At 62.4% G+C, this 21,150-nt stretch carries 21 protein-coding genes and 1 pseudogene; 13 read left to right on the top strand and 9 right to left on the bottom strand.

What is annotated here, in order from left to right; all coding sequences use genetic code 11:
* Window positions 1-4 precede the first annotated feature (4 nt).
* The 4 genes from ACS4RR_RS11340 to ACS4RR_RS11355 all read left to right on the top strand — a co-directional run bounded on the left by ACS4RR_RS11340 (window position 5) and on the right by ACS4RR_RS11355 (window position 3,801).
* On the top strand, window positions 5-922 hold the full coding sequence (locus ACS4RR_RS11340) for an ABC transporter permease subunit (RefSeq protein ID WP_222384051.1): 918 nt from the start codon (window positions 5-7) through the stop codon (window positions 920-922).
* A gap of 2 nt (window positions 923-924) precedes the next feature.
* On the top strand, window positions 925-2,031 hold the full coding sequence (locus ACS4RR_RS11345; RefSeq protein ID WP_260108972.1) for an ABC transporter ATP-binding protein: 1,107 nt from the start codon (window positions 925-927) through the stop codon (window positions 2,029-2,031).
* 112 nt (window positions 2,032-2,143) lie between these two features.
* Window positions 2,144-2,974, top strand: coding sequence for a glycerophosphodiester phosphodiesterase family protein (locus ACS4RR_RS11350; RefSeq protein WP_017964925.1), 831 nt, complete (start codon window positions 2,144-2,146; stop codon window positions 2,972-2,974).
* Complete coding sequence (locus ACS4RR_RS11355) at window positions 2,971-3,801, top strand: inositol monophosphatase family protein (protein ID WP_162116105.1); 831 nt, start codon at window positions 2,971-2,973, stop codon at window positions 3,799-3,801. Before ACS4RR_RS11350 ends, ACS4RR_RS11355 begins: the two co-directional genes overlap by 4 nt.
* Before the next feature lie 256 nt (window positions 3,802-4,057).
* On the opposite strand, the gene ACS4RR_RS11360 is transcribed toward ACS4RR_RS11355, so the two are convergent.
* Entirely contained in the window at window positions 4,058-4,534 is a 477-nt protein-coding gene (locus tag ACS4RR_RS11360; RefSeq protein WP_260108971.1) for an RNA ligase family protein, read from the bottom strand.
* Between the two features lie 394 nt (window positions 4,535-4,928).
* Between ACS4RR_RS11360 and ACS4RR_RS11365 the strand changes: the two genes are divergently transcribed.
* Both ACS4RR_RS11365 and ACS4RR_RS11370 read left to right on the top strand, forming a co-directional pair.
* Window positions 4,929-5,675 carry an SDR family oxidoreductase gene (locus ACS4RR_RS11365; RefSeq protein WP_162116106.1) on the top strand — a complete coding sequence of 249 codons (747 nt, stop codon included), beginning with the start codon at window positions 4,929-4,931 and terminating at the stop codon, window positions 5,673-5,675.
* A 195-nt stretch (window positions 5,676-5,870) separates the two neighbouring features.
* Entirely contained in the window at window positions 5,871-6,512 is a 642-nt protein-coding gene (locus tag ACS4RR_RS11370; RefSeq protein WP_260108970.1) for a metallophosphoesterase family protein, read from the top strand.
* Between the two features lie 95 nt (window positions 6,513-6,607).
* Here the strand turns inward: ACS4RR_RS11370 and ACS4RR_RS11375 are convergent, their stop codons facing one another.
* A complete protein-coding gene (locus ACS4RR_RS11375; RefSeq protein WP_222384055.1) occupies window positions 6,608-6,961 on the bottom strand; it encodes a hypothetical protein in 354 nt (117 codons plus the stop codon).
* Window positions 6,962-6,966: 5 nt separating this feature from the next.
* The gene (locus ACS4RR_RS11380; protein ID WP_260108969.1) at window positions 6,967-7,776 is read right to left on the bottom strand and encodes a DUF899 domain-containing protein; all 810 of its coding nucleotides are present in this window, start codon (window positions 7,774-7,776) and stop codon (window positions 6,967-6,969) included.
* Between the two features lie 119 nt (window positions 7,777-7,895).
* Here ACS4RR_RS11380 and ACS4RR_RS11385 point away from each other — a divergent pair, with 119 nt between their 5' ends.
* The 3 genes from ACS4RR_RS11385 to ACS4RR_RS11395 all read left to right on the top strand — a co-directional run bounded on the left by ACS4RR_RS11385 (window position 7,896) and on the right by ACS4RR_RS11395 (window position 10,957).
* Complete coding sequence (locus ACS4RR_RS11385; protein WP_260108968.1) at window positions 7,896-9,116, top strand: helix-turn-helix domain-containing protein; 1,221 nt, start codon at window positions 7,896-7,898, stop codon at window positions 9,114-9,116.
* Window positions 9,117-9,169: 53 nt separating this feature from the next.
* Window positions 9,170-9,826: a Vgb family protein gene (locus tag ACS4RR_RS11390; RefSeq protein ID WP_260056377.1), complete on the top strand. Its 657-nt coding sequence runs from the start codon at window positions 9,170-9,172 to the stop codon at window positions 9,824-9,826.
* A gap of 216 nt (window positions 9,827-10,042) precedes the next feature.
* Window positions 10,043-10,957 (top strand): phosphotriesterase family protein, encoded by a 915-nt coding sequence (locus ACS4RR_RS11395; RefSeq protein WP_260108967.1) that lies wholly within the window; start codon window positions 10,043-10,045, stop codon window positions 10,955-10,957.
* Between the two features lie 127 nt (window positions 10,958-11,084).
* Here ACS4RR_RS11395 and ACS4RR_RS11400 read toward each other — a convergent pair whose 3' ends face one another.
* A complete protein-coding gene (locus tag ACS4RR_RS11400) occupies window positions 11,085-11,639 on the bottom strand; it encodes a GNAT family N-acetyltransferase (protein WP_260108966.1) in 555 nt (184 codons plus the stop codon).
* A gap of 87 nt (window positions 11,640-11,726) precedes the next feature.
* On the opposite strand from ACS4RR_RS11400, the gene ACS4RR_RS11405 reads away from it, so the two are divergent.
* Window positions 11,727-13,472: a sensor histidine kinase gene (locus ACS4RR_RS11405; RefSeq protein WP_260108965.1), complete on the top strand. Its 1,746-nt coding sequence runs from the start codon at window positions 11,727-11,729 to the stop codon at window positions 13,470-13,472.
* Window positions 13,473-13,482: 10 nt separating this feature from the next.
* Window positions 13,483-13,884, top strand: coding sequence for a response regulator (locus tag ACS4RR_RS11410; protein WP_017964915.1), 402 nt, complete (start codon window positions 13,483-13,485; stop codon window positions 13,882-13,884).
* A gap of 325 nt (window positions 13,885-14,209) precedes the next feature.
* Here the strand turns inward: ACS4RR_RS11410 and ACS4RR_RS11415 are convergent, their stop codons facing one another.
* Complete coding sequence (locus ACS4RR_RS11415) at window positions 14,210-15,619, bottom strand: aminotransferase-like domain-containing protein (RefSeq protein WP_260108964.1); 1,410 nt, start codon at window positions 15,617-15,619, stop codon at window positions 14,210-14,212.
* Between the two features lie 90 nt (window positions 15,620-15,709).
* On the opposite strand from ACS4RR_RS11415, the gene ACS4RR_RS11420 reads away from it, so the two are divergent.
* Complete coding sequence (locus ACS4RR_RS11420) at window positions 15,710-16,573, top strand: DMT family transporter (RefSeq protein WP_222384061.1); 864 nt, start codon at window positions 15,710-15,712, stop codon at window positions 16,571-16,573.
* Between the two features lie 192 nt (window positions 16,574-16,765).
* Here ACS4RR_RS11420 and ACS4RR_RS11425 read toward each other — a convergent pair whose 3' ends face one another.
* On the bottom strand, window positions 16,766-17,101 hold the full coding sequence (locus tag ACS4RR_RS11425) for an antibiotic biosynthesis monooxygenase family protein (RefSeq protein WP_062943321.1): 336 nt from the start codon (window positions 17,099-17,101) through the stop codon (window positions 16,766-16,768).
* A 446-nt stretch (window positions 17,102-17,547) separates the two neighbouring features.
* On the opposite strand from ACS4RR_RS11425, the gene ACS4RR_RS11430 reads away from it, so the two are divergent.
* A complete protein-coding gene (locus ACS4RR_RS11430; protein ID WP_456190096.1) occupies window positions 17,548-18,282 on the top strand; it encodes a phosphotransferase family protein in 735 nt (244 codons plus the stop codon).
* A gap of 80 nt (window positions 18,283-18,362) precedes the next feature.
* Here ACS4RR_RS11430 and ACS4RR_RS11435 read toward each other — a convergent pair whose 3' ends face one another.
* From ACS4RR_RS11435 to ACS4RR_RS11445, 3 genes and pseudogenes are all read right to left on the bottom strand, one after another.
* Entirely contained in the window at window positions 18,363-18,890 is a 528-nt protein-coding gene (locus ACS4RR_RS11435) for a cupin domain-containing protein (protein ID WP_170260678.1), read from the bottom strand.
* A gap of 112 nt (window positions 18,891-19,002) precedes the next feature.
* Window positions 19,003-19,389: pseudogene (locus ACS4RR_RS11440) on the bottom strand (cupin domain-containing protein).
* A gap of 430 nt (window positions 19,390-19,819) precedes the next feature.
* A complete protein-coding gene (locus ACS4RR_RS11445) occupies window positions 19,820-21,037 on the bottom strand; it encodes an ROK family protein (protein WP_260108962.1) in 1,218 nt (405 codons plus the stop codon).
* Between the last annotated feature and the right edge of the window lie 113 nt (window positions 21,038-21,150).

Consider the following 21,150-nt stretch of genomic DNA (forward strand, 5'->3'; position numbering starts at 1 on the left):
CCCCATGATCGAAAACGCACGTTCCCTCAATATCGCAGCCAGCCTCGTCCTCATCGTCGGCATCGTCTATATCCTCGGGCCGCTGTACCTGACCCTGACGACAGCCTCGCAATCCTATGAATTCATGTTGCGCAACGGGCTCGCCTGGTATCCCGGCGACCAGTTTTTCGCCAATGCGGCGCACATCTTCACCGAGACGCACATCCCGATCCAGATGCTGAACAGTCTGGTGGTCGCCTTCGGCGACGCATTCGCGACCTGCGTCCTGTCGCTTCTGTCGGCCTATGCCATCGTCTATTTCCGTGTTCGCTGGGCGGGTGTGGTCTTCGCGCTGATTCTGGCGACCATCATGCTGCCAATCGAGATCCGCGTCATCACCACCTACCAGGCCGCGTCGAACGTGTTTTCGCCGGTTAACGCGCTGCTCGATATCACCGGTTTGAACGGGCTGATCGCCCAAGTCTTCGGCGCGCCGGTAAAGCTTGAATGGAGCGTGCTGAACACGCATTTCGGACTGATCGCGCCGCTTGTGGCGCATGGCACCGGCACCTTCCTGTTCCGCCAGTTCTTCCTCACCTTGCCCAAGGATCTGCTCAAAGCGGCGCGCATGGATGGGGCGGGGCCGATCCGCTTCCTTTTCGATATCCTGCTGCCCTTGTCGCGTACCAGTTTCGGCGCGCTTTTCGTGCTGACCTTCCTCAGCGGCTGGACGCAATATCTCTGGCCGCTGGTCGCCGCCTCGACGTCAGACATGCAGACCGCCGTCGTCGGGCTGGCGCGGCTCGTGCCGGATTCGGACGGAGAGATTCCCGACTTTCCGATGATCATGGCCGGCGCCGTCATCGTTTCCATATTTCCGCTCGCGATGATCGCGCTGCTGCAGCGCTATCTCGTCCAGGGCCTTACTCTCACGGAGAAATAGCCATGAACGCCATCGACATAGCCATTCGCGCTGCTGCCGCCAACATCACGCTGTCAGGCGTCACCAAGGCCTATGACGCGGAGACCGTCATCATTCCGCCGATGGATGTCGAGCTCAGGGCCGGTGAATTCAGCGTCGTGCTCGGTCCCTCCGGTTGCGGCAAGTCCACGCTGCTGCAGATGATCGCGGGGCTGGAGCGGGTAAGCGGCGGCACGATCGTCATCGGCGGCCGGCAGGTGCAGGATCTGGAGCCGAAACACCGCGGCTGCGCCATGGTGTTCCAGAACTATGCGCTCTATCCGCATATGAGCGTCTTCGACAACATCGCCTACAGCCTCAAGGTCGCCGGTATGCAAAAGGCCGAGCGCATCGAGCGGGTCGGGGCGGTGGCGAAGATGCTCGGGCTGTCGGATTTCCTCGGCCGCAAACCGGTACAGCTTTCCGGCGGCCAGCGCCAGCGCGTCGCGATTGGCCGCGCCATCATACGCGAGCCCGGCGTGCTTCTATTCGACGAGCCGCTCTCCAACCTCGACGCGCAGCTCAGGCACGACATGCGTGTCGAACTTGCCGAACTGCACCGGCGCATCGGCGCCACCACCATCTTCGTCACCCACGATCAGGTGGAGGCGATGACGCTGGCCGACCGCATCCTCATCCTCAACAAGGGGCGGATCGAACAGTTCGACACGCCGAAGGCGATCTATCACCAGCCGGCCTCGGTCTTCGTCGCCAAATTCATCGGCGCGCCGCCGATGAATATCCTGCCGGTCACCGGCGACGGCACGGTGCTCAGGCTCGCCGACGGGCAGGTGGTGGCGCAAGCCCGGCTCACCGGAGACTATAAGCTCGGCATCCGGCCAGAGGATATCCTGATCGGTGGCGGGGCCAACGGACATGTGGTCACGTCAGCTCTGCGGTTTCGCGAGGATCTCGGCTCGCACGCGATCCTGGCAGCCGCGCTCGGCGGCTCAGTCATCAGGATCGCGACACCCTTCGGCGTCGAGATGCCGGATCACAGCCAACTCTCTCTCAATTTCCCTGCCTCCCGCCTGCATCTCTTCGATGCGGAAAGCGGCAGGGCCATACCAGGCGCATTCGGCGCAAACTAGAACATTACCGTTTTTCTCCGAAACACGGAAACGTTCTATCTCTTTGTTTTAACACAATTCCGGACGCAAAGCCGCTGCGCACTTTTGCTGGAATTGTTCTAGAGGAAATCCCATGAAATACATCGACCACATTGCCGACCCGTCGCGCGCCTGCGCCATCGTCGCCCATCGCGGTGCCTGGCATCAGGCTCCCGAAAACAGCCTTGCGGCAATCGAGAATGCGATTGCCGGCGGCTATGACATCGTTGAGGTGGATATCCGCCAGAGCGCCGATGGCGTGCTGTTCATCCTGCACGACGACACGCTAGAGCGCATGGCTGGCATCGATCGCATCCCCGAGGAGATGACGATCGCCGAGATCACCAGCCTGCGGCTGCGCATGGCCGATGGCGGGCCGGACCAGCCGTTCACGACGCAGACCGTTCCGACGCTGGAACAGGTGCTCGAAACCGTGCGCGGCCGCATCTTCGTCGATCTCGACCTCAAGGACCTTGAGATGATGGGCATCGTCGCGGCCAAGGTCAAAGAGATTGGCATGGCCGACCAGGTCGATCTCAAGGCTCGCGCCGACACGCCGGAGGCGCTGGCTTGGCTCGCCAGGCAGCCCGGGATCGACGGCATTCCGTTCATGGGCCAGGCGTTCTTCAGGGTCGGGAGCGCCGAAGAGACCGCCAAGGCAGTTATCGCGGCGCGCCCCTTCATGTGCGAAGCCAAGTTCGATGCGCTTGAGACGCTGGCCGGCCAGCACGCGCGTCTGCGTAACGCCGGAATCTCGCTCTGGGTCAACACGCTCGATCCGGTCTCCTGCTGCGGCTTGACCGATAGTGCGGCGCTTGCCGATCCCGACGCGATCTGGGGACGGATGATGGCGGCCGGCATCAGCGTCATCCAGACCGACCAACCCGCCGCGCTTAAGGCCTATATCGAGGCACGCCGCGCATGAGGGAGGTGTCGGATGACGTATTCTTCGCCGTGATGGAGGATATGCGCCGGGCGGCGAAGGCGGAAATCCTGCCCCGCTTCCGCGGCATCACCGCCGAGGGCATTCGCACCAAGACCGCGCCCGACGATCTGGTGACCGATGCCGATCTCGGCGCCGAGCGACGGCTCACCGAGGCGCTTTCGGCGCGCTTTCCCGAGGCACTGCTCATCGGCGAAGAAGCGGTTTCGGTCGATCCCGCCGTATTGGCGCGGCTTGCCGACGCCGATCTCGCCGCGATCATCGATCCGGTCGACGGCACCTGGAATTTCGCCCACGGCCTGCCACTGTTCGGCATGATCGTGGCGATCGTCTCCGGCGGAGAGACCGTGGCCGGGCTGATCCACTATCCCGTGACCGGCGAATTCCTCGCCGCCCGGCAGGGGCGAGGGGCGTGGCATATTGCCGGCGACGGCACGCAGACCCGGCTCAGCGTCGCGCCGCCGAGGCCGATCGGGGAAATGCACGGCTTCGTGCCGCTGCATATGTTTCCCGCCGAGGAGCAGCCGGTCTACGCTCGGAGCATGCTGCACTTTGCCCGCACCACCACATGGCGCTGCTCGGCCTATGAGTACCGGTCGGTGGCATCGGGGGCGATGAGTTTTTCGCTGAACGCCGAGCTCAAACCCTGGGACCACGCCGCCGGCGTGCTGATCCATCACGAAGCCGGCGGCTACGGGGCATTGCTCAGCGGTGAAGCCTATCGTCCCGCGATGACCAAGGGCCGGCTGCTCTTGGCGCCGGATGCCGAGAGTTGGAAGGCGATCCGCCGCAGTTTTACGGAGGGGTGATCGCGGGTGTGGTTCGGCATTGCGCCGGTGTGAAGTTTGGCAGAAGCGCCACCCCATCCGCCATGCCTGTGACAATCACAGGAATGGCGGATGGGGTGGCGAGCGGCCGTCAGTGATTCGCCAAGCGATTGGGAATGAGTTCCGACTGCATCCAATGCGTTTCACTTTGAACGTGGTTGTCCCGCACATATTTGCCCATGCGAACTGGCATTTCGGTTTCTGGGAAGGCATCAGCGATCCGAACGACAAACCCCTCCTAGCTGGTCCTATCCAGCGAGGCCGCAGTATCCTCGAACAGGCCGGCTTTGTATGGTCCCCGATACAGAGTCGACACGGGAACGATGCTCAGTTCTTCGAACCGAGCCAGAGTCAGATCCCAGGACTGAACTTCGCCTTCGATAATCCATGCAAAGCCGAGGAAGTATGACGGCAGATCATCATAGCCGATCGAGTGCCGGGCATAGAGGTTCTCGCCCACGATGCGTTCGCCGTCTGCCAGTTGCGGGCTGATCCCGGCGGCAAAGGCTTTAAGCCAATCGCGCGACGAATGGTAACGGCTGTCGGGGCTGCGGGCGTGAGACCCACTCCGATGAATTGTCGTGTTCTCACCATCCATTTTCTCGGTGATGACAAGATCGGCGATCATCAGCCCGTCAAGCTTCGCCATGACCTTATCGTCGCTTGTCGCTCCGGGCGAAATCGGCAGGTGATAGGTTCGTCCGTATTTTTTCATGGGATGAACGCATACCCGGTGGCGACCGCACAATGCAAGGTCGCCTTAGGGCTACAAGCTGCCCTTGATGGTACGCAACGCCCGGCTTTTATTGATGCGCCAAGCGTCCGTGGATCGGCATCTTCGGCGACTGTCACGGCGATCGCTGACGGGTGCCCTGTCTGGTTGTCATCCTACGATCCATTGCGGTTTCTTCGAGCGGTCTCTGCTGCCCCCGAACCGCGCCTGCGCGACGATGGTCACGAACGCCTTGAGCTCCGCGGAGTCGCTGCCGCGCATTATGCCTCGAAGTCCACATAGTCTGTTCGATTTATATAGCATTGTTGCTATGATCATCGCAGCCTAAATTGCCGATAATTTCGCCAACCCTGAACCAAAAGACGGGAGAGCCGGTATGCAGACAGACAAAAAGCTCAGTGGCAGGGTCGCCCTCATTGCCGGCGCTTCGTCTGGCATAGGTGCGGCGACCGCTCTGGCGCTGGTGGAGGAAGGGGCAAGTGTGGTGATCGCCGCCCGCCGCATGCCGCGCCTCGAGGCGTTGGCGGAGCGCATCCGCGAGCGCGGCGGTGAGGTCCTGCCGATCGAGGCCGACGTGTCCGACGAGGCACAGGCTGTGGCGATGGTGGAGCGGGCGATCGGCGATTTCGGCAGGCTCGACATGCTGCTCTGCGTCGCCGGCGTCGGCGTTGCCGCGCCGTTCCGGAACACGACCACCGCCGAGTATCGGGAGATGGTCGAGGTCAACTTCCTCGGGCTGCTCTATCCGATCCATGCGGCGTTGCCGGCGATGCAGCGGCAGGGGACCGGCCATATCGTCATCGTCTCCTCCGGCACCGGCCGGTACATTCATCCCTCGACGGTCTATTCCGGAACCAAGCATGCGGCGAGCGCTATGGCGGAATCGCTGCGGCGCGAGATTGGCCGGGATGGCATTCGCGTCACCTGCATCGAGCCCGGCGCCGTCAGGACCGAGTTTACCTCTCATATGCGCGCCAGTGTCCGCGAGGCGGTGGAGCAAAGGCTGGGCGACATGGAGCAACTGGAGGCCGCGGACGTCGCCGCGGCCATTGTCTATGCGGTGACGCAGCCGCGCAGGGTCAATGTCAATATCCTGACGCTCTACCCCACTGAACAGGCTTGAGCGTTGTGGCGATTGCCTCAAGCGGAAGGAGAGCCAACCGCCATAAATGCCGGAGATTGAGTCGGCTTTCGCGACGGCGACTGGCTTTCGTTGGATGATGGGCGGGCGGCGAGCGGTGCGAGCCTCGGCACAATGTCCTGGCGCGCCTCCACGTCCTTGGCCGCGGGCCGTCGCAGCAGCCGAGAGGGTTGAAACATGCGCTACACATTCGCCGTAGGTGATATCCACGGCTGTATCGATCCCCTGAATAGGATGATCGATCTTATCGAGGCCTATGCGCCTGAAGGGACAGTGGTCTTCCTTGGCGACTATATCGATCGTGGGCCTGACAGCAAAAGTGTCCTCGACCGGATCATTGCCGGTCCATCTGAGCCGTGGAGATGGATCTGCCTGAAAGGCAATCATGAGGATATGATGGTCGCAGCCTATGCCGACGGTCAGAGCAGAGCCGTGTGGCTCGGCAACGGCGGGCTGGAGACCGAAATATCCTATGGGGGCAGGGTTTTGCCTCAGCATCTTCAATGGGCGGCCGATCGTCCGCTCATGCATGTCGATCGGCATCGTATCTTTGTCCATGCCGGTGTCGATCCGGCATTTCCGCTGGACCGGCAGAGCGAGGACGATCTTCTATGGATGCGGTTCGTGGCCGGTGAGCCAGGCGAATATTGGGGCAAGCACCTCGTCCACGGCCATACGCCATCACTGTCCAACCCCATGACGACGGGAAACCGCACAAACATCGACAGCGGCTGCGTCTTCGGCGGCAAGCTTTCCTGCGCGGTCTTCGACGACGAGTTTGCTGGCGGGCCGATCGATTTTATCGAGGCGAGGGCGTGAACGTGGGAGGGCCGGCAGGGAGATATTACGGGAGGGGCAGTGCGGCTTGCTGCCTCTTCTCTCCAGCGGGGAGAAGAGGGCGCGACGCCACCCACTCAGACCCGCCAGCCGGCGGCGGCGAGCCGTAGCCAGGGCGCCAGGTGGAAGCCGCTCATCAGCAGGTACATCGGCACCATTCCGCCAATCGGGAAGGCATCCGGCGCCGTCATGCAGATCATGTCGATGCTGCCGGTCGTGGCTGTCAGCAGCGCCATGACAGCGAATGTCGGGGCGGCGGCGAGCGACAGCCAATCGGCGGTGTGGGCGGCGATCCGGCCGCCCCGGCTAGCGATGCCGCTGCTCGGCTTAGCAACTGATCCGTCTGCTGCGGCGGCCAGCGAGAGCCATTCGGCGGCGTTGAGAGCGACGTTGCCGTCGCCTCGCTCTGGAGTGTGGGCGGAAAGCAGCATCGGCGTCACTCCTTGCCGTACCGGTCGTGGTGGCGCCACCAGATGCCGGTTTCGTTGCGGCCCTTGGGGGCGCGGTCGAGCCATTGGTACATGCCCCATAACCCGTCCAGGCCGCGGGCATAGCTGGAATAGCTGTGGTAGACGGCGCCGTCGGCAAGCTCGAAGGCGCTGACTCCGGGCCGGTCGCGGGTGTAGGTCGCGACATCCGTTTCGGTCATGGCGGCGATCTGGGCGACCGGTCCCTCGCTGCCGCGCAGTTGCCATTCCTGCACGGTCCTGCCGGCCAATGGTTCGGAGGCGGACTGTTCGGGAGCGGGCGGCTCGCGGCGGTAGTTATATTCTATCCCGCCCTGGCGCTGCTGATCGGGGGTGAACCAGACGCTGAAATCGCTGTTGAAGTCGCTGCCGGAGGAGGAGGCCCAGGGAAAGCTCCAGTCCATGCGCTGCCGGAATGCCAGAAGCTTTGCCAGCGGCGCGCGCGAGATCGCGGTGAAGGCGACGTCGTCGTTTTCGAGATGGACGAAGAAGCCGTTGAAGCCGTCGGCGATCGACGAGCAGGAGGGGCATCCGGCGGTATAATCCGGCCCGAACATGAAATGATAGACGAGGAGCTGCGAACGGCCGCCGAAGAGATCCTTCAGCGAAACGTTGCCGGCCTCGGTGTCGAAGCGGTATTCCTTGTCAATCCTCACGCGGGGCAATTGCTGGCGCTTCATCGCCAGCGCGTCGCTCTGCCGCGTCAGCGCCTTCTCCTCTTGGAGCAGGTCGAGCCGCGCTTCCAGCCACTGCTGCCGTGTTCCGAGTTGTATCGTCATGGGTCTTCTCCTTTGCCTGTTTCTCGTCGTACCATCCGGCGCGGGGTTGCTTGCCGGTCGACGACAAAGCTACGGCCGGGCAGGGCAAGGGTGGGAGTGACAAGTGTGACGGGATTTGAATGGACTCGCTGATCACGGCAGCTGCGCGGGCGCTGGCAGTGGGAGACGCGCTCGGCGCGCTGAAGCGGGTGGCATTGCGCGACGATGCGCCGGCGCTGGCGCTGCGCGGCATTGCGATGGCGCAGCTCGGCGATCTCGTCCGTGCCAAGGCGCTGCTGAAGAGTGCGGCGCGTGCTTTCGGCCCGCGGGAGGCGGTGGCGCGAGCCCGCTGCGTGGTCGCCGAGGCCGAGATCGCGCTGGTCTCGCGCGATCTCACCTGGCCGCCAAAAGCGCTGGAGGCGGCGCGCAAGGTGCTCGAAGCGCATGGCGACAGGGTCAACGCCGCCCACGCCAGGAATGTCGAGCTTCGCCGGCTGGTGCTGATCGGCCGGCTCGACGAGGCCGAGCGGGCGCTCGAAACACTCGACCCGACGCCGCTGCCGCCGGCGGCAAGGGCTGCCCACGAACTGGTGGTCGCGGGTATCGCGATCAGACGCCTGCAGACGAAAGCGGCGCGTGCGGCGCTTGATAGGGCAAGGCAGGCGGCGCGCGAGGCCGGTATGCCCGTATTGACGGCGGAGGTGGAAAATGCCGCCGACGTACTCAACGCACCCGTGGCACGGATGATCTCGCGCTGGCGGGAAAACCCGCTGCGGCTTGAGGAGGTGGAAGAGTTGCTAGGTTCGGGTGTGCTCGTCGTCGATGCCTGCCGTCATGTCGTGCTCGACGATCAACTTTCCGTGTCGCTGGCAACGCGGCCTGTGCTCTTCGCGCTCGCCCGCGCGCTTGCCGAAGCCTGGCCGGGGGATATGGCCAGGGGTACGCTGGTCGCGCGTGCCTTCCGCGGCAAACATGCCGATGAATCGCATCGTGCCCGGCTGCGCGTCGAGATCGGCCGGTTGCGCGCCGAGTTGCGGGCGCTCGCCGAGGTTTCGGCGACGAAACGCGGCTTTGCGCTTTCGCCTCGGCGCGCCGGCGAGACCGTCGTGCTGGCGCCGCTGGTCGAAGGCCAGCATGGGGCGGTGCTCGCCTTTCTCGCCGATGGCGAGGCGTGGTCGAGTTCGGCGCTGGCGATCGCGCTCGGCGCCAGCCCGCGCACCGTGCAGCGGGCGCTGGATTCTCTTGCCGGGGAGAGCAAGGTGCAATCCTTCGGGCGCGGGCGGGCAAGGCGTTGGATGAGCCCGCCACTGCCCGGTTTCCCGACGATCTTGTTACTCCCGGGACCTTTGCCAAGCGACTAATATGGCCTGACAGATGAAGATGGCCCTGGCACGGGGCGAACAGGATAGAAGAGATGAAAAAATCGGCTGCGACCATCATCCGTGAATATGGACCTTTTCCCGGCGCCGAGCGCGTCAACGGCGTCACCTTCGATGGTGAGCACGTCTGGTTCGCCTCGGGCGACAGGCTGAACGCGCTCGATCCCGCAAGCGGCGAAGTGGTGCGCTCGATCGAAGTTGCATCGCATGCCGGAACGGCCTTCGACGGCGAGTTCCTCTATCAGATCGCCGAGGACGTCATTCACAAGATCGACCCGAAGACCGGACGTATCGTTTCCACCGTCCCGGCGCCCGGCAATGGCGGCGATTCCGGCCTTGCCTGGGCCGAAGGCTCGCTCTGGGTCGGCCAGCACCGGGGGCGCCGGATCCATCAGATCGACCCGGAGACGGGCAAGATCCTCCGCACCATCGAATCCAACCGCGTTGTGACAGGCGTCACCTGGGTCGACGGCCAGCTCTGGCACGGTACCTGGGAGGGCGATGACAGCGACGTCAGGCGCATCGACCCCGAAACGGGGGAGGTGCTGGAGCGGCTTGATATGCCCGAGGGAACCGGCGTCTCCGGTCTCGAATCCGACGGCGGAGACTGCTTCTTCTGCGGCGGTGGCGGCAGCGGCAAGGTCCGCGCGATCAGCCGGCCGGCGCAGAGCAAGGAGGCGAAGGGGAAGTAGCCGATGCGACGCCGAAGAGGCCGATGCAGCATATCTTTCCCCAGCGACATTCAGTTCGTCAGCAATCCGGGAGCCAAGTTGGAAGTCGACACCAAGGGTCAAGTTGTGGGAATTTCAATCGAGTGAGCGATTGATTTCGTTACGTGACGATCTACTTTCGCGGCAGTGTCGGTCGAGGCCTGTACGCAAAGCCGGTATGATCGCGGGGGAGAGACTTTGAAACATCTGCGCACGACGCTCGGGCCTAAGAGCAAATCCGAACTTGGGATGATCCTCCCGCACGAGCACGTCTTCGTCGACCTCAGGACGCCGGACCAGCCCGGTTATGCCGAAGCGGTGACCGAAGACGTCGTTCGGCTGATGGCTCCCGAAATCGAGCGGATCAAGAAGCTCGGGGTGACGGCACTGGTCGAATGCTCGACAGGCGGCGTCGGGCGCCGCGCGGATATCGATCTTGCCGTGTCGCTCGCGACGGATTTTCCGATCGTCGTGCCCACCGGCAATTACCGCGAGCCCTGGATTCCCGAATGGGTCCGCCAGGCTTCCGAGAAGGAGCTGGAGGCGTGGATGCTTCGCGAGCTGACGGAGCAGATCGACGAGACCGGATTCCAGGCAGGCTGGATCAAGCTCAGCGCCGGCGATGACGGGATGACGGCGCTCGAGACGAAAATACTGCGGGCAGCAGCGCGCGCCGCGGCCCAGACAGACGCCGTCATCGGCAGTCATACGATCAGAGGACGGGTCGTCATGGACCAGCTCGATGTCATCGAAGCGGAGGGCTACAGGGCCGACAGGTTCATCTCGATCCACACGCAGGAAGAAAAGGACTTCGCCTATAACGTTGCCGTCGCCGAGCGAGGCGCCTGGATCGAGTATGACCATGTCGGCCGGGGCGGGGACAACGAGGTGGCTGAGTTGGTGATCAGGGCGCTGCAGGCGGGCTGCGGCGATCGCATGTTGTTGAGCCATGACCGCGGCTGGTTCGATCCGGCGTTGCCGATGGGCGGGATACCCAAACCGTATACCCATCTTTCCACGGTCTTGCTGCCCGAGTTGAAACGGCGGGGCATAGACGACGGGACCTTGATGCGCCTGACCCATGAGAATCCATTCGAGGCTTTCGCCCGATAGGGGAAGTGGCCGGGCGACTGGAGCCTGCATAATCATGTCGCGATACCTCGAATTGCCTCAAAACCCGGTCCAGCGATCGCCCTCGCTAAGCCCGATGCATGGCGTCGCATTCGTCAGCTGGATTCCTTCAAGAATTCTCGGCGATAACAGCCGCCCCGCGCTCGTCGAACAAAAGCGCCATGCTGATCGCATCGATGAACCGACCGTCGATACGTGCCGCACGTCGGACGATGCCTTCGCGGGCAAATCCCATCTTTTCGTAGAGAGCGATAGCACGGGCGTTGTCTTCATAAACATCGAGTTCGACCGGGGCAAAACCGCTTTTCTGTGCGGCTCTCAATGTCGTCTCGATGAGCCGTCGTCCGAGACCCTTGCCCCGATAGGCGGGAAGAATCCCCATTCCGAGTTTTCCGCGATGGGCGTGCGACGGGAAAAAATGCCGGCTGATGTCGCACCAACCGACGACCTGGTGCTGCGCGATGGCAACGAATTGCGGATTGCCTTTCGCAATCATGCCCATCACGAACTCGCGCGTCTGCGGCAGTGGAGTTGCTTCCAGCATGGACAGGTATTTTTTCTCCCGCGCGACCACGTCGAGCGCGTGATGAAAGCTGTCAATATGAACGGGAGCGATCGGTTCGAACCTGATGCCTGGCGTATCCGATAATGCTGCTGCATCCATATGCTTCTCCTTCAACGGTTGCGAAATGCCTATCGGAGACCTGCCGCAGACCCGCACGGGAGCGCATAATTCACGGTCCGTCAACCTTTGCGTGTCAATTTCTCGGCGGCGGGCGCCATCAAAAGGTTGCAGGTATTGAAGGTTGGGCTCACATCCCACATTACATTCGTCTTGGTGACGCTCACCTGTGCGGCTGCTGCGTTGCTGTGCGGATTTGCGTGGCTTGCCGCGGTGAAGGTCGATGATCTCTCTTTGCGCCGGCAGGCCGACTTCGTCGGCCAAGGATTGGAAGAGCAGATCGCGGCCCTTCCCCGGGAGCAGGAAAGCGTCACAAAATGGGACGATGCCTTCCTTTATGCCAAGCAGCGGAACCATGAATGGCTGCTCGATAACGTCGGCCGGTGGACGAGCCGGTATTTCGGGCACGACAGGACCTATATCTTCGACGATGCCAATCGCCTGATGTTTGCATTCCGCGACGGCGCGGATGCCATGCCGCCCCGCCTCGGTAATGACGCCGGCCGAGAAATGACCGCGCTTGCCGGAGAGATGCGCGCCGCTCTCGTCGAGCGGGCTGCAAAGCCCGGCACAGAGGCGCTTGGTCAACTGGCTGTGGTTCGCACGATCATGATCGGCAACAGGCCGGCAATTGCCAGCGCACGTCCCATTCTGCCGAGCTCGGCCCGGATGCAGATCGAGGCGGGTCAAGAGTTCATCGCCATCTCGGTCAAGTTCATCGATGGGAAAGCTGCCGAAAGCATCGCCCATTATGCGCGGCTCGAAGGATTGCATTTCGCGCCTTCGAAGGGTGAGGACGAGCGGGCGCAGGCGCCTGTGTCGTCCCATGACGGCGGTACGATCGGCTATCTCGTGTGGCCGCCTATCCTGCCCGGATTCATGCTGCTTCGGCAGATCGCGCCGGCGGGGCTCGGCTGCCTGGCGCTGCTGATCACCGTCGTGTTCTGGCTCGGACGAGGTCTGCATCGGACCTCGCTGACCCTGCTGGACAGCCAGGCGCAGCTCACCCACCACCGCAACCATCTGGAAGAGATGGTGGCCGATCGAACAGCCGAGATCGAAAGGCAGAGAGAGGAGCTGGATCGCCTGCTGGTGCACGAACGCCAGGTGAATGTGCTCCAGCGCCAGTTCGTCGCCATGGCTTCGCACGAGTTTCGCACGCCGCTCGCCATCATCGATGCCGCTGCCCAGCGGCTCTGCCGCTCGATCACCAACGTCAGCGGCGATTACGTTCACGAAAAAGCCGGCGTGATCCGCAGCGCTGTCGTACGCATGGTCGACCTGATGGAGAGCATCCTCGCCAGCGGCCGGCTCGAAACCGGGCAGATCACACTGAAGCGCAGCCAAGGCGATCTGAAGGCCCTGCTCGTCACCTGTTGCGACAGGCAGCGCCAGCTCAGCCGCTCGCATCTGTTCCATCTCGATCTCGAGCGCATACCTGATGTATTGACATTCGACCGCAGCGCGATGGAACAGGTCTTCACCAACCTGATTTCGAACGCCGTCAAATATTCGCCGAACGCGCCTAATATTCATCTTCGCGCCCGGACCGACGAGAAGACGGTGGAGATTGCCATCTCCGACGGCGGCATCGGCATGGATGCCGAGGATCTGCCGAAGCTGTTCCAGCCCTATTACCGTGCCCGCAGCGCGACGGGCATTGCCGGAACCGGCATCGGCCTCAACGTCGTCAAGCAGGTCGTCGAACTGCACGGCGGCACCGTCGAGGTGACGAGCGAACTCGGCAAGGGCACAACATTCACCATTCTTCTGCCAATAGAGTTTCTGTTGTCGGATCAACAAGTCGCAGCTTAAGGAAGAGCTCATGGTTACAGTCCTGTGCATAGAAGACGAAGTCGAGATCAGGAACCTCCTCGTCGAAGAATTGAGCGAAGCCGGTTACAAGACGCTCGTGGCCTCGAACGGCGCCGAAGGGCTGGAAATGATCCTGTCGAAATGGCCCGATATCGTCATCAGCGATATTTCGATGCCTGTGATGGACGGGCACCAGCTTCTGGCGGAAATTCAGATCAATCATCCGCAGCTCTCCAATATTCCCTTCATCCTGCTGACAGCGCTGACCGACCGGGAAAACACGCTTGCCGGCCTTCGCGGCGGAGCGGCGGACTATCTGACGAAGCCGCTCGATTTCGATCTGCTGCTCGCCAAGCTCGAAGGCTGCGTGACCCGTCTTGCCAACGACAAGGCGGTTCACCGGTCGTTCTGAGGGTTACCGGGCGGGACGAGGGAAGAAAGCACATGTCTTCCATTTCCGCAAAAGACGCTTTCCGGAAGGGCGAGGCGTCGCCACGAATCTCTTCTCCCCAGCGGGGAGAAGGTGCCGGCAGGCGGTTGAGGGGGTGAGCGACGATAGGAGCGAATGCGCTGAGCGCAAGTGAAGGGCAATGAATGGTGTGCCGTGCAGCCCCCTCATCCGACCCTTCGGGCCACCTTCTCCCCGCTGGGGAGAAGAGGGAGCAAGGCGCTTGCTGTTGCCTCGCCACAGACGTTTCGCGGGGCAAGGCGCTTGATCCGCGACGGCTCGCCTTCCATTATCCCCTTCCTGCCAGCGCATCACCCAGCACCTCGAACACCCGCGGATCGAGCGTTTGAGACACGTTGAAGCGCATGAAATTCGTGGCCGATTGCGACAGGCTGAATGCGTTTCCGGGAGCCAGAACGATCCTCTTTCCCAGTGCGGCGCGCGCCACATCAGCCGCATCGATGCCGTCTGGCAGCCGGCACCAGAGGAACATTCCGGCCTGAGGCTCCAGCCAGGGCGTTATGCCGAGATTCTTCAGCCTGGCCGAGACCTCGCTCATCGCCCGGGAGAGCCGGTGTCTCAGCGTCTCCATGTGTTTGCGATAGCTGCCGTCGCTCAAGACGTTCAGCACCAGTTCCGCCGTTAGCCGGCCGCCGCCGAAGGAGGTGGCGATCTTGAGGTCTGTCAGGCCATCGATCCATTCCGGTTTCGCCACGACGAAACCGCAGCGCGCCGAGGCTGACAGGGTCTTTGAGAAACTGCCGATGTGAATGACCCGCTCGAGCCCGTCGAAGGCGGCAAGGCGGGGCGCCGGCGTGTATTCGAAATCGGCGAAGATATCGTCCTCGATGATGGTCAAGTCGAACTGGTCGGCGAGTTTTAGAACCCGGTGAGCCGTAACGGGAGACAGGGCTGCGCCGGTCGGATTGTGGATGGCGGAGTTGGTGATATAGAGCCGCGGACGCTCATCGGCGACGACTTGCGCAAAAAGCTCGATATCGGGACCAGACGGTGTGTAGGGCACGCCGACGATCTTTGCTCGATGAGCACGCAGCAGCGCATGGAAATTGAAATAGCAGGGATCGTCGACCAGCACCGTGTCGCCGGGTTCCAGCAGGAAGCGGCAGAGCAGATCGATTGCCTGCGTGCCGGAATCGGCCAGCATGATTTGGTCCGGGGAGGCTTCGATTCCCCGTTCGCCCATGCGGCGGGAAATCAGCTGGCGCAATTGCGGCAAGCCGAGCGGCGAGCCGTAATCGGCAAGCGCCGGCCCGTCGGCGCGGGCAAGTGTTCTGAGCCCGCGGCGCATGCCGTCTCCCGGCAGCCAGGAGGACGGCAGCCAGCCGCAGCCGGGCTTCAGGTCGGCTTCGCCGGCCTCCAGCGATTGCCGCGATATCCAAAACGGATCGACCGCGCGGTCGAGCTTCGGCCCGGCCTCGGCAAGCGCAAAGGGTGCTGTCTGGTTGGCAACGTAGAATCCCGAGCCTGGCCGGGCCAGAATCGCGCCTTCGGCGACCAAGCGCTCATAGGCATCGACGACGGTCGAAGTTGACAGCTTCAACGTCGCAGCCAGCCCCCGGACGGAAGGCAGTCTTGCGCCCGGCGTCAAGCTGCGCCCGGCGATGCGTTGCCTGATCGTCGCGGCGACCATCTCCACGCGTGTACGTCCTTCGCTCATCTGTATTGCTTTCTGCATCACTACAGTTTCGCAAAATCGTATCAGACTGTCACTGTCATGACCATCCGTGTTGGCCGATAAGAGTCAGAGAATGAAGGAGTGCAGCGCATCATGGACCGCATGGCATCGGGATGGATCAATGGTTTTATCGGGGTGGTGATCTTCAGCGGATCGCTGCCGGCGACGCGCGTGGCGGTGATGCAGTTCGATCCGGTTTTCCTCACCGTGGCGCGCGCGGCGATCGCCGGCTTCATCGCCCTCGGCCTGCTGATCGCTTTCAGAGAGAAGCGGCCGAGCCGAGGTGATATCCTCTCCTTGGCGGTCGTGGCGCTCGGCGTCGTTGTCGGCTTTCCCCTGCTGACGGCCTTGGCGCTGCAGCATGTCACTTCAGCCCATTCGATCGTCTTCATCGGCCTGCTGCCGCTCGCAACCGCGATCTTCGGCGTGATCCGTGGCGGAGAACGGCCGAAGCCGGCATTTTGGGCCTTTTCGGTTCTCGGCAGCGCGCTGGTGGCGGGATTTGCACTGACACAAGGCCTGACGGCCTCGCCGGTCGGCGATCTGCTGATGCTGGCGGCTGTCATTGTCTGCGGCCTCGGCTATGCCGAAGGCGGCAGGCTTTCGCGCACGCTTGGTGGGTGGCAAGTGATTTCCTGGGCGCTTGTGCTGTCGCTGCCGGTGACGGTCGCGGTGGCACTTTTGCATCGGCCGGCAACCTTCTCCGGCGTCGAAACGCCGGCGCTGCTCGGCCTTGCCTATGTCTCGCTGTTTTCCATGCTGATCGGCTTCATCTTCTGGTATCGCGGCCTTTCGCAGGGCGGCATCGCCGCCGTCGGCCAACTGCAACTGCTCCAGCCGTTCTTCGGCCTGGCGCTCGCCGCAACCCTGCTGCACGAGCCCGTGACCTCAGCCATGCTCGCCGTGACCGTTGCCGTCATCCTCTGCGTCGCCGGCGCCCGCAGGTTTGCGCGGTAGGCCTGTCAGTCGCTTTACAGAGGATAAGTTTAGGAGGGCGAGACCGCTACCGCGTTCTCTTCTTAAGCGGGGGAGGTGCCGGCAGGCGAATAAGACGCTTCGCCAATTCGGCCGTGAAGTCATTCAGCATCTGAGTATGAGGAGATCGAATCTGCTCTTGGGCTGTCGTAGAACTCCCTTCAACAAGCCAACTCATGTCTCTTCAATATTGAATCCATAGGCTCGCTCGACGAGCGCAATACGGATTTCATACCGAGTATACCAGTCTGACCGACCGCGATTTTGCGCCTCAACGTGATCGACGACGGATTTCCAGGCTCGAATGCTGTCCTCATCCTTCCAATACGAGATGAGTATGCCGAAACCGTCGGCCCCGCGTGCGCTTTCGAAGCCTAGATAGCCCGGCTGCTGTTTTGCGAGTTCCGTCATCGCATAACCCATCTCGCCATAGCCGTTGTCGACCTTTGTTCGTTGAGAGGAAAAACTGACCATGTAGTATGGCGGTTCAGGCAAAGCGGCGATGGACATTTGGGCTCCGATCCGTTGCTATGAACGTCATCATGCGCGGCTCAGCGCCGCGATCGCAATGCTCTCGGCATACTGCGAAAGCGAGTAATCTTAGATGCGGCGGATTGCCTTTCATCGTGAGGCATTCCGCCATGGCTGCCATGATATCGGAGCGCGGCCGCTGCCGAGAAGATATGCGGCGGGCCGATGTGCGACAAGGGAATGACACGTCCAACTGACGAGTTTTGTTTTGGCTTGACGGGGATGATCGTGTCAGCCTGCGCGATCGGCACCCCGCGATACGCTTTAATCCGGCGATAAAATCAGTGTGATTGGCGCCGATCTTGTGCCGTCGGCGGGTGCGGGCCTCGACATTCGTTACACTGTTTTCGCCGACATGACAGACTGCGATGACGGTGAACGCGACAATTCCGCGAGCTGTCCTGGCTTCAGATGGAGGTTCTGCAATGACCGAAATCGGTCGGATCCTTGGTTCGGGTAAAGAGGCCGAAGTCTTCGAATATGGCGCCTTGGTGCTGAAGCTGTACAGGCGAGCCGCCTCCAAGGCGTCGTCATTCAGGGAGGCCGCGAACCTGTCGATCCTTGAGAGGCTCGCGCTGCCGGCGCCAAAGGTTCACGCGGTCGGTGAATTCGATGGGCGCTGGGGCGTGTTGATGGATCGCGCGTCCAGCTACTGTTTTGCCGACCAATTCGTCTCGACGGCAGGAAGAGCGCCACTTGAAGACATGGCGCAACTGCATCGAAGAATTCACGAAAAACCCGGCGACGGGTTGCCGTCTCTCATGGCCAGGCTTTTCGCCAGGATCCGCCGGGCCGAGCACTTGGATTCTTCATCCAGAAATCGGCTTCTGGCGCAACTCGAATCCCTGCCAGATGGCGACAGCGTGTGTCATGGCGATTTCCACCCCTGGAATGTTCACGGCTCGGGGCAGGGGTTCATGATCGTCGATTGGCTCGACGCCTCCTGTGGCAATCCTCTGGCCGATGTCTGCCGAACATACGTGCTGTTGCACCATGCGATGCCGGACCGAGCGATGGGCTATGTCGAAGCTTACGCCTCGCTCACCGGATCGGAAGTCAGCGGCATTCTGGCCTGGCTTCCCGCGATTGCCGCCGCCCGGCTGACGGAAGGCGTTGCGCACGAAAATGACGAGCTGTTGCGGTTGGCTGGCGTGAGTTGATAACTGTCGAAGCTCCAGCCGACCGTTGGTCTCCGCTTTGCGCGAGGCCACCATTGCGGCCGGCTATCGGCCTGGCTGATCTATTCGCTGCTTCCTCTGTCCTTTGCTTCCCGCACCAGGTCCGGCATTCCGTCGTGCGGACCGAGGGCGTGAGTGGGATGGTCATCCCACCAATCATCGAGCAGCGGTCGGCGGTGAGGATGGAGTGGATAGAAGATCCGGTTTTCGGCCTTATGGCGCTCCCCGACGACGAGGAGGTGCACTTCGGCTTGCGTGTTGTTGAGGAAACTATGGGCGATCCCGGTGCCGGCGGGAAATCCGACAGCGTCGCCGGGCCTCAGCCGATAGAGGTAGCCATCGAGCCAGACGTCGGGTGCGCCTTCGATGACATAGACGAATTCTTCCTCGGCGCTCTCGGCATGCGGAAAGGATGTGCGCCGGCCAGGCGGCAAGCGCTCGTGATGAATGCCCAATTTCGCCAGGCCGAAAAAGCGTCCGAACGGCGCACCGATGCTCATCAGCTCGTCGTCATCGTCATAATGCGAGTTGTCAGGCTGTTCGATCTCGCTCCAATGGACGACAAAGGCCGGCCGCTCCAACGTTGCCATGGTAATCCTCCTGATGTGAGAGGTTCAGATGACTGGGGACACCTGCATGCTGCCGTGAATGGAAGGCGGCCGCAAGGGTGAAACGGCGGCTCCCACGCAGCACACGAACGGCTCACTTGGCGGGCACGACGAGCGGCGCCCCTTTGCGAACGATGTAGGTTGCCAATTCCGACGCCTTGCCGCTGCCGACATTCTTCGCAGAATGAACGACGCCGGTGGGATTGAACAAGGATTGGCCGGCTTTAAGGGTAACCGGCTGCCTGCCTTAGAGTTGGTATTCCAGCGTTCCCGCGATAACGAAGGCGATCTCCTCGCCGCGATGCGAGTGACTGGGGGCGAGAACGCCGGGCGCGAAATCGACGCGCACCTGCACGACCTCGTGTCCGGGCACGTCGATATCGTTCTTGAGGAGATCGGTGCGCTGCAGCGGCTGTTCTGCGTGTGCTGCAGCTGCGCCGCCGAGAACGAGGGCGAGCGCGATAGCCTGGATCATTTTCATGTCGTCATCCTTCCTGAGTTGACCTTTCCGACCGGTTGGCCGTATCGGGATTTAAGTCGATCAGTGAACCAGGGATGTGTCGGCGAACCCCCATTTTTGTAAGCCAGTATATCTGCGGCGCGGCTGGGTTGTTTTGCGTGAGATAACTGTCCAAGATTGGGCCGGCATCGGTTGGCCTACGTTGCTTGTGATAGGGTGTGCCCTGGAGCCCCCCTCTGCCCTGCCGGGCATCTCCCCCACAGGTGGGGAGATCACAAGTGGCTTGAACTTCCTGCCCATCTATAGTTTCGTCGTGCTGGCCGCTCATTGTTTGGGAAGCCGGTGAGCCCAGCCAATCTCCCCACCTGTGGGGGAGATGGCCGGCAGGCCAAAGGGGGGCTTTGCACGGCACGCCTTACCCGGCAAGCAATCCCGCCGATCTCTCGCGGCTTTACGCCGCCGACGACGAACCCGCGGTCATGACACTCGCCAAGCTGGCGATGTCGGTAACGCCGCCCGACGCCTCGAAGTCAAATATTTTCTGGGTGACCAGCGCAGCCGCACCTCGCGCCCAGGAATTGTCCTCCCAGTCGGGCAGGAGGGGAGGCGCAGTCCGGAAAGTCCGGGCGGCGAGCGCTTCGCGCAGCGGTGTCAGGAAAGGATCGCCGAGGGAGACGGCTTCGCCGCCGGCGACGATGACTTCGGGGTCGGTGATATTGACGAGATTGGCAAGGGCGGTGCCGATGCCGCGGCCGGAATCGGCGACGAGGGCGAGGGCGACGGTATCGCCTGATGCGAGCGCAGCCGACAGTTCCGGTAGACCGAGTTTCTCGCGACCGGTCGCTTCCCGCCAGCGCCGGAGCATCGAGGCTTCGGAGTGATAGGCCATCAGACAGCCGCGTTTGCCGCATTCGCAGAGCCGGCCGTTCTCCTCGTAAAGCGTGTGGCCGAATTTGCCGGCAGCACCATTGGCACCGCGATAGAGCTTGCCGTCGATGACGAGGGCGCAGCTGATGCCGACGCCGACGGCGAGAACGGCCATGTTGCGATGCTGGCGGCCGAGCCCGAAGAGTTGCTGGGCGATGGCATAGGCATTGGTGTCGTCTTCCAACCAGACCGGCACATGGACGCGGCTGGCGACCAGCGAGGCGAGGGGGACATTGTCCCATTTGAATCGGTAGCTGCGCACGCAGGCCGTCTGTTCGTGGTTGATGACGCCCGGCATGGAGATGCCGATGCCGGCGAGCTTCGCGTTCGGCCGGCCGGCGAGCTTCACCAGTTCGGGAACGGTGCCCGCCAGCAGGTCTGCGACCCTATCGGGCTGGTGGCCGTCGAGGCTTACCCGCATGGCGGCGACGGGGTTGGTGGCAAGATCGGTTGCCACGCACTCTACCGAATCCACCATCAGCTTGAAGCCGACGGCAAGCGCGTGTTCGTAATTGATATCCACCGGGATCGGCCGGCGGCCGGTGAGGCCGGGCACGGTCTTCCCTTCGATGACGATGCCTTCCTCCAGAAGGTCGGCGACGACGAAGGTGACGGCGGCCGGGCTCAAGCCGATGACGGTGGCGATGTCGGCACGACTCCTCGGCCCCTCCCGCCGGAGGAGGTTGAGGATGAGGCGTCGGTTCATGGCTCTTGCCGTGGTCTGGTCGCCTTTCAGTTTCACGATGCATTCCTTAATTTTGTAAATTAATTATTGCGGGCCGGTTCGATCTATGCATAAGTTCGGCCGCGGATCAACTCAGCCAAGCGGATTATCGCAGGAATCGCGGAGCGGAT

The organism is Rhizobium zaerense, assembly GCF_051810725.1.
GTDB lineage: Bacteria > Pseudomonadota > Alphaproteobacteria > Rhizobiales > Rhizobiaceae > Rhizobium > Rhizobium leguminosarum_I.

Bases quoted from the DNA above. Each gene is read 5' to 3' on its own strand.
- ACS4RR_RS11340 (WP_222384051.1), top strand. From the start codon at position 5: ATGATCGAAAACGCACGTTCCCTCAATATCGCAGCCAGCCTCGTCCTC.
- ACS4RR_RS11345 (WP_260108972.1), top strand. From the start codon at position 925: ATGAACGCCATCGACATAGCCATTCGCGCTGCTGCCGCCAACATCACG.
- ACS4RR_RS11350 (WP_017964925.1), top strand. From the start codon at position 2,144: ATGAAATACATCGACCACATTGCCGACCCGTCGCGCGCCTGCGCCATC.
- ACS4RR_RS11355 (WP_162116105.1), top strand. From the start codon at position 2,971: ATGAGGGAGGTGTCGGATGACGTATTCTTCGCCGTGATGGAGGATATG.
- ACS4RR_RS11360 (WP_260108971.1), bottom strand. From the start codon at position 4,534: ATGAAAAAATACGGACGAACCTATCACCTGCCGATTTCGCCCGGAGCG.
- ACS4RR_RS11365 (WP_162116106.1), top strand. From the start codon at position 4,929: ATGCAGACAGACAAAAAGCTCAGTGGCAGGGTCGCCCTCATTGCCGGC.
- ACS4RR_RS11370 (WP_260108970.1), top strand. From the start codon at position 5,871: ATGCGCTACACATTCGCCGTAGGTGATATCCACGGCTGTATCGATCCC.
- ACS4RR_RS11375 (WP_222384055.1), bottom strand. From the start codon at position 6,961: ATGCTGCTTTCCGCCCACACTCCAGAGCGAGGCGACGGCAACGTCGCT.
- ACS4RR_RS11380 (WP_260108969.1), bottom strand. From the start codon at position 7,776: ATGACGATACAACTCGGAACACGGCAGCAGTGGCTGGAAGCGCGGCTC.
- ACS4RR_RS11385 (WP_260108968.1), top strand. From the start codon at position 7,896: ATGGACTCGCTGATCACGGCAGCTGCGCGGGCGCTGGCAGTGGGAGAC.
- ACS4RR_RS11390 (WP_260056377.1), top strand. From the start codon at position 9,170: ATGAAAAAATCGGCTGCGACCATCATCCGTGAATATGGACCTTTTCCC.
- ACS4RR_RS11400 (WP_260108966.1), bottom strand. From the start codon at position 11,639: ATGGATGCAGCAGCATTATCGGATACGCCAGGCATCAGGTTCGAACCG.
- ACS4RR_RS11410 (WP_017964915.1), top strand. From the start codon at position 13,483: ATGGTTACAGTCCTGTGCATAGAAGACGAAGTCGAGATCAGGAACCTC.
- ACS4RR_RS11420 (WP_222384061.1), top strand. From the start codon at position 15,710: ATGGACCGCATGGCATCGGGATGGATCAATGGTTTTATCGGGGTGGTG.
- ACS4RR_RS11425 (WP_062943321.1), bottom strand. From the start codon at position 17,101: ATGTCCATCGCCGCTTTGCCTGAACCGCCATACTACATGGTCAGTTTT.
- ACS4RR_RS11430 (WP_456190096.1), top strand. From the start codon at position 17,548: ATGACCGAAATCGGTCGGATCCTTGGTTCGGGTAAAGAGGCCGAAGTC.
- ACS4RR_RS11435 (WP_170260678.1), bottom strand. From the start codon at position 18,890: ATGGCAACGTTGGAGCGGCCGGCCTTTGTCGTCCATTGGAGCGAGATC.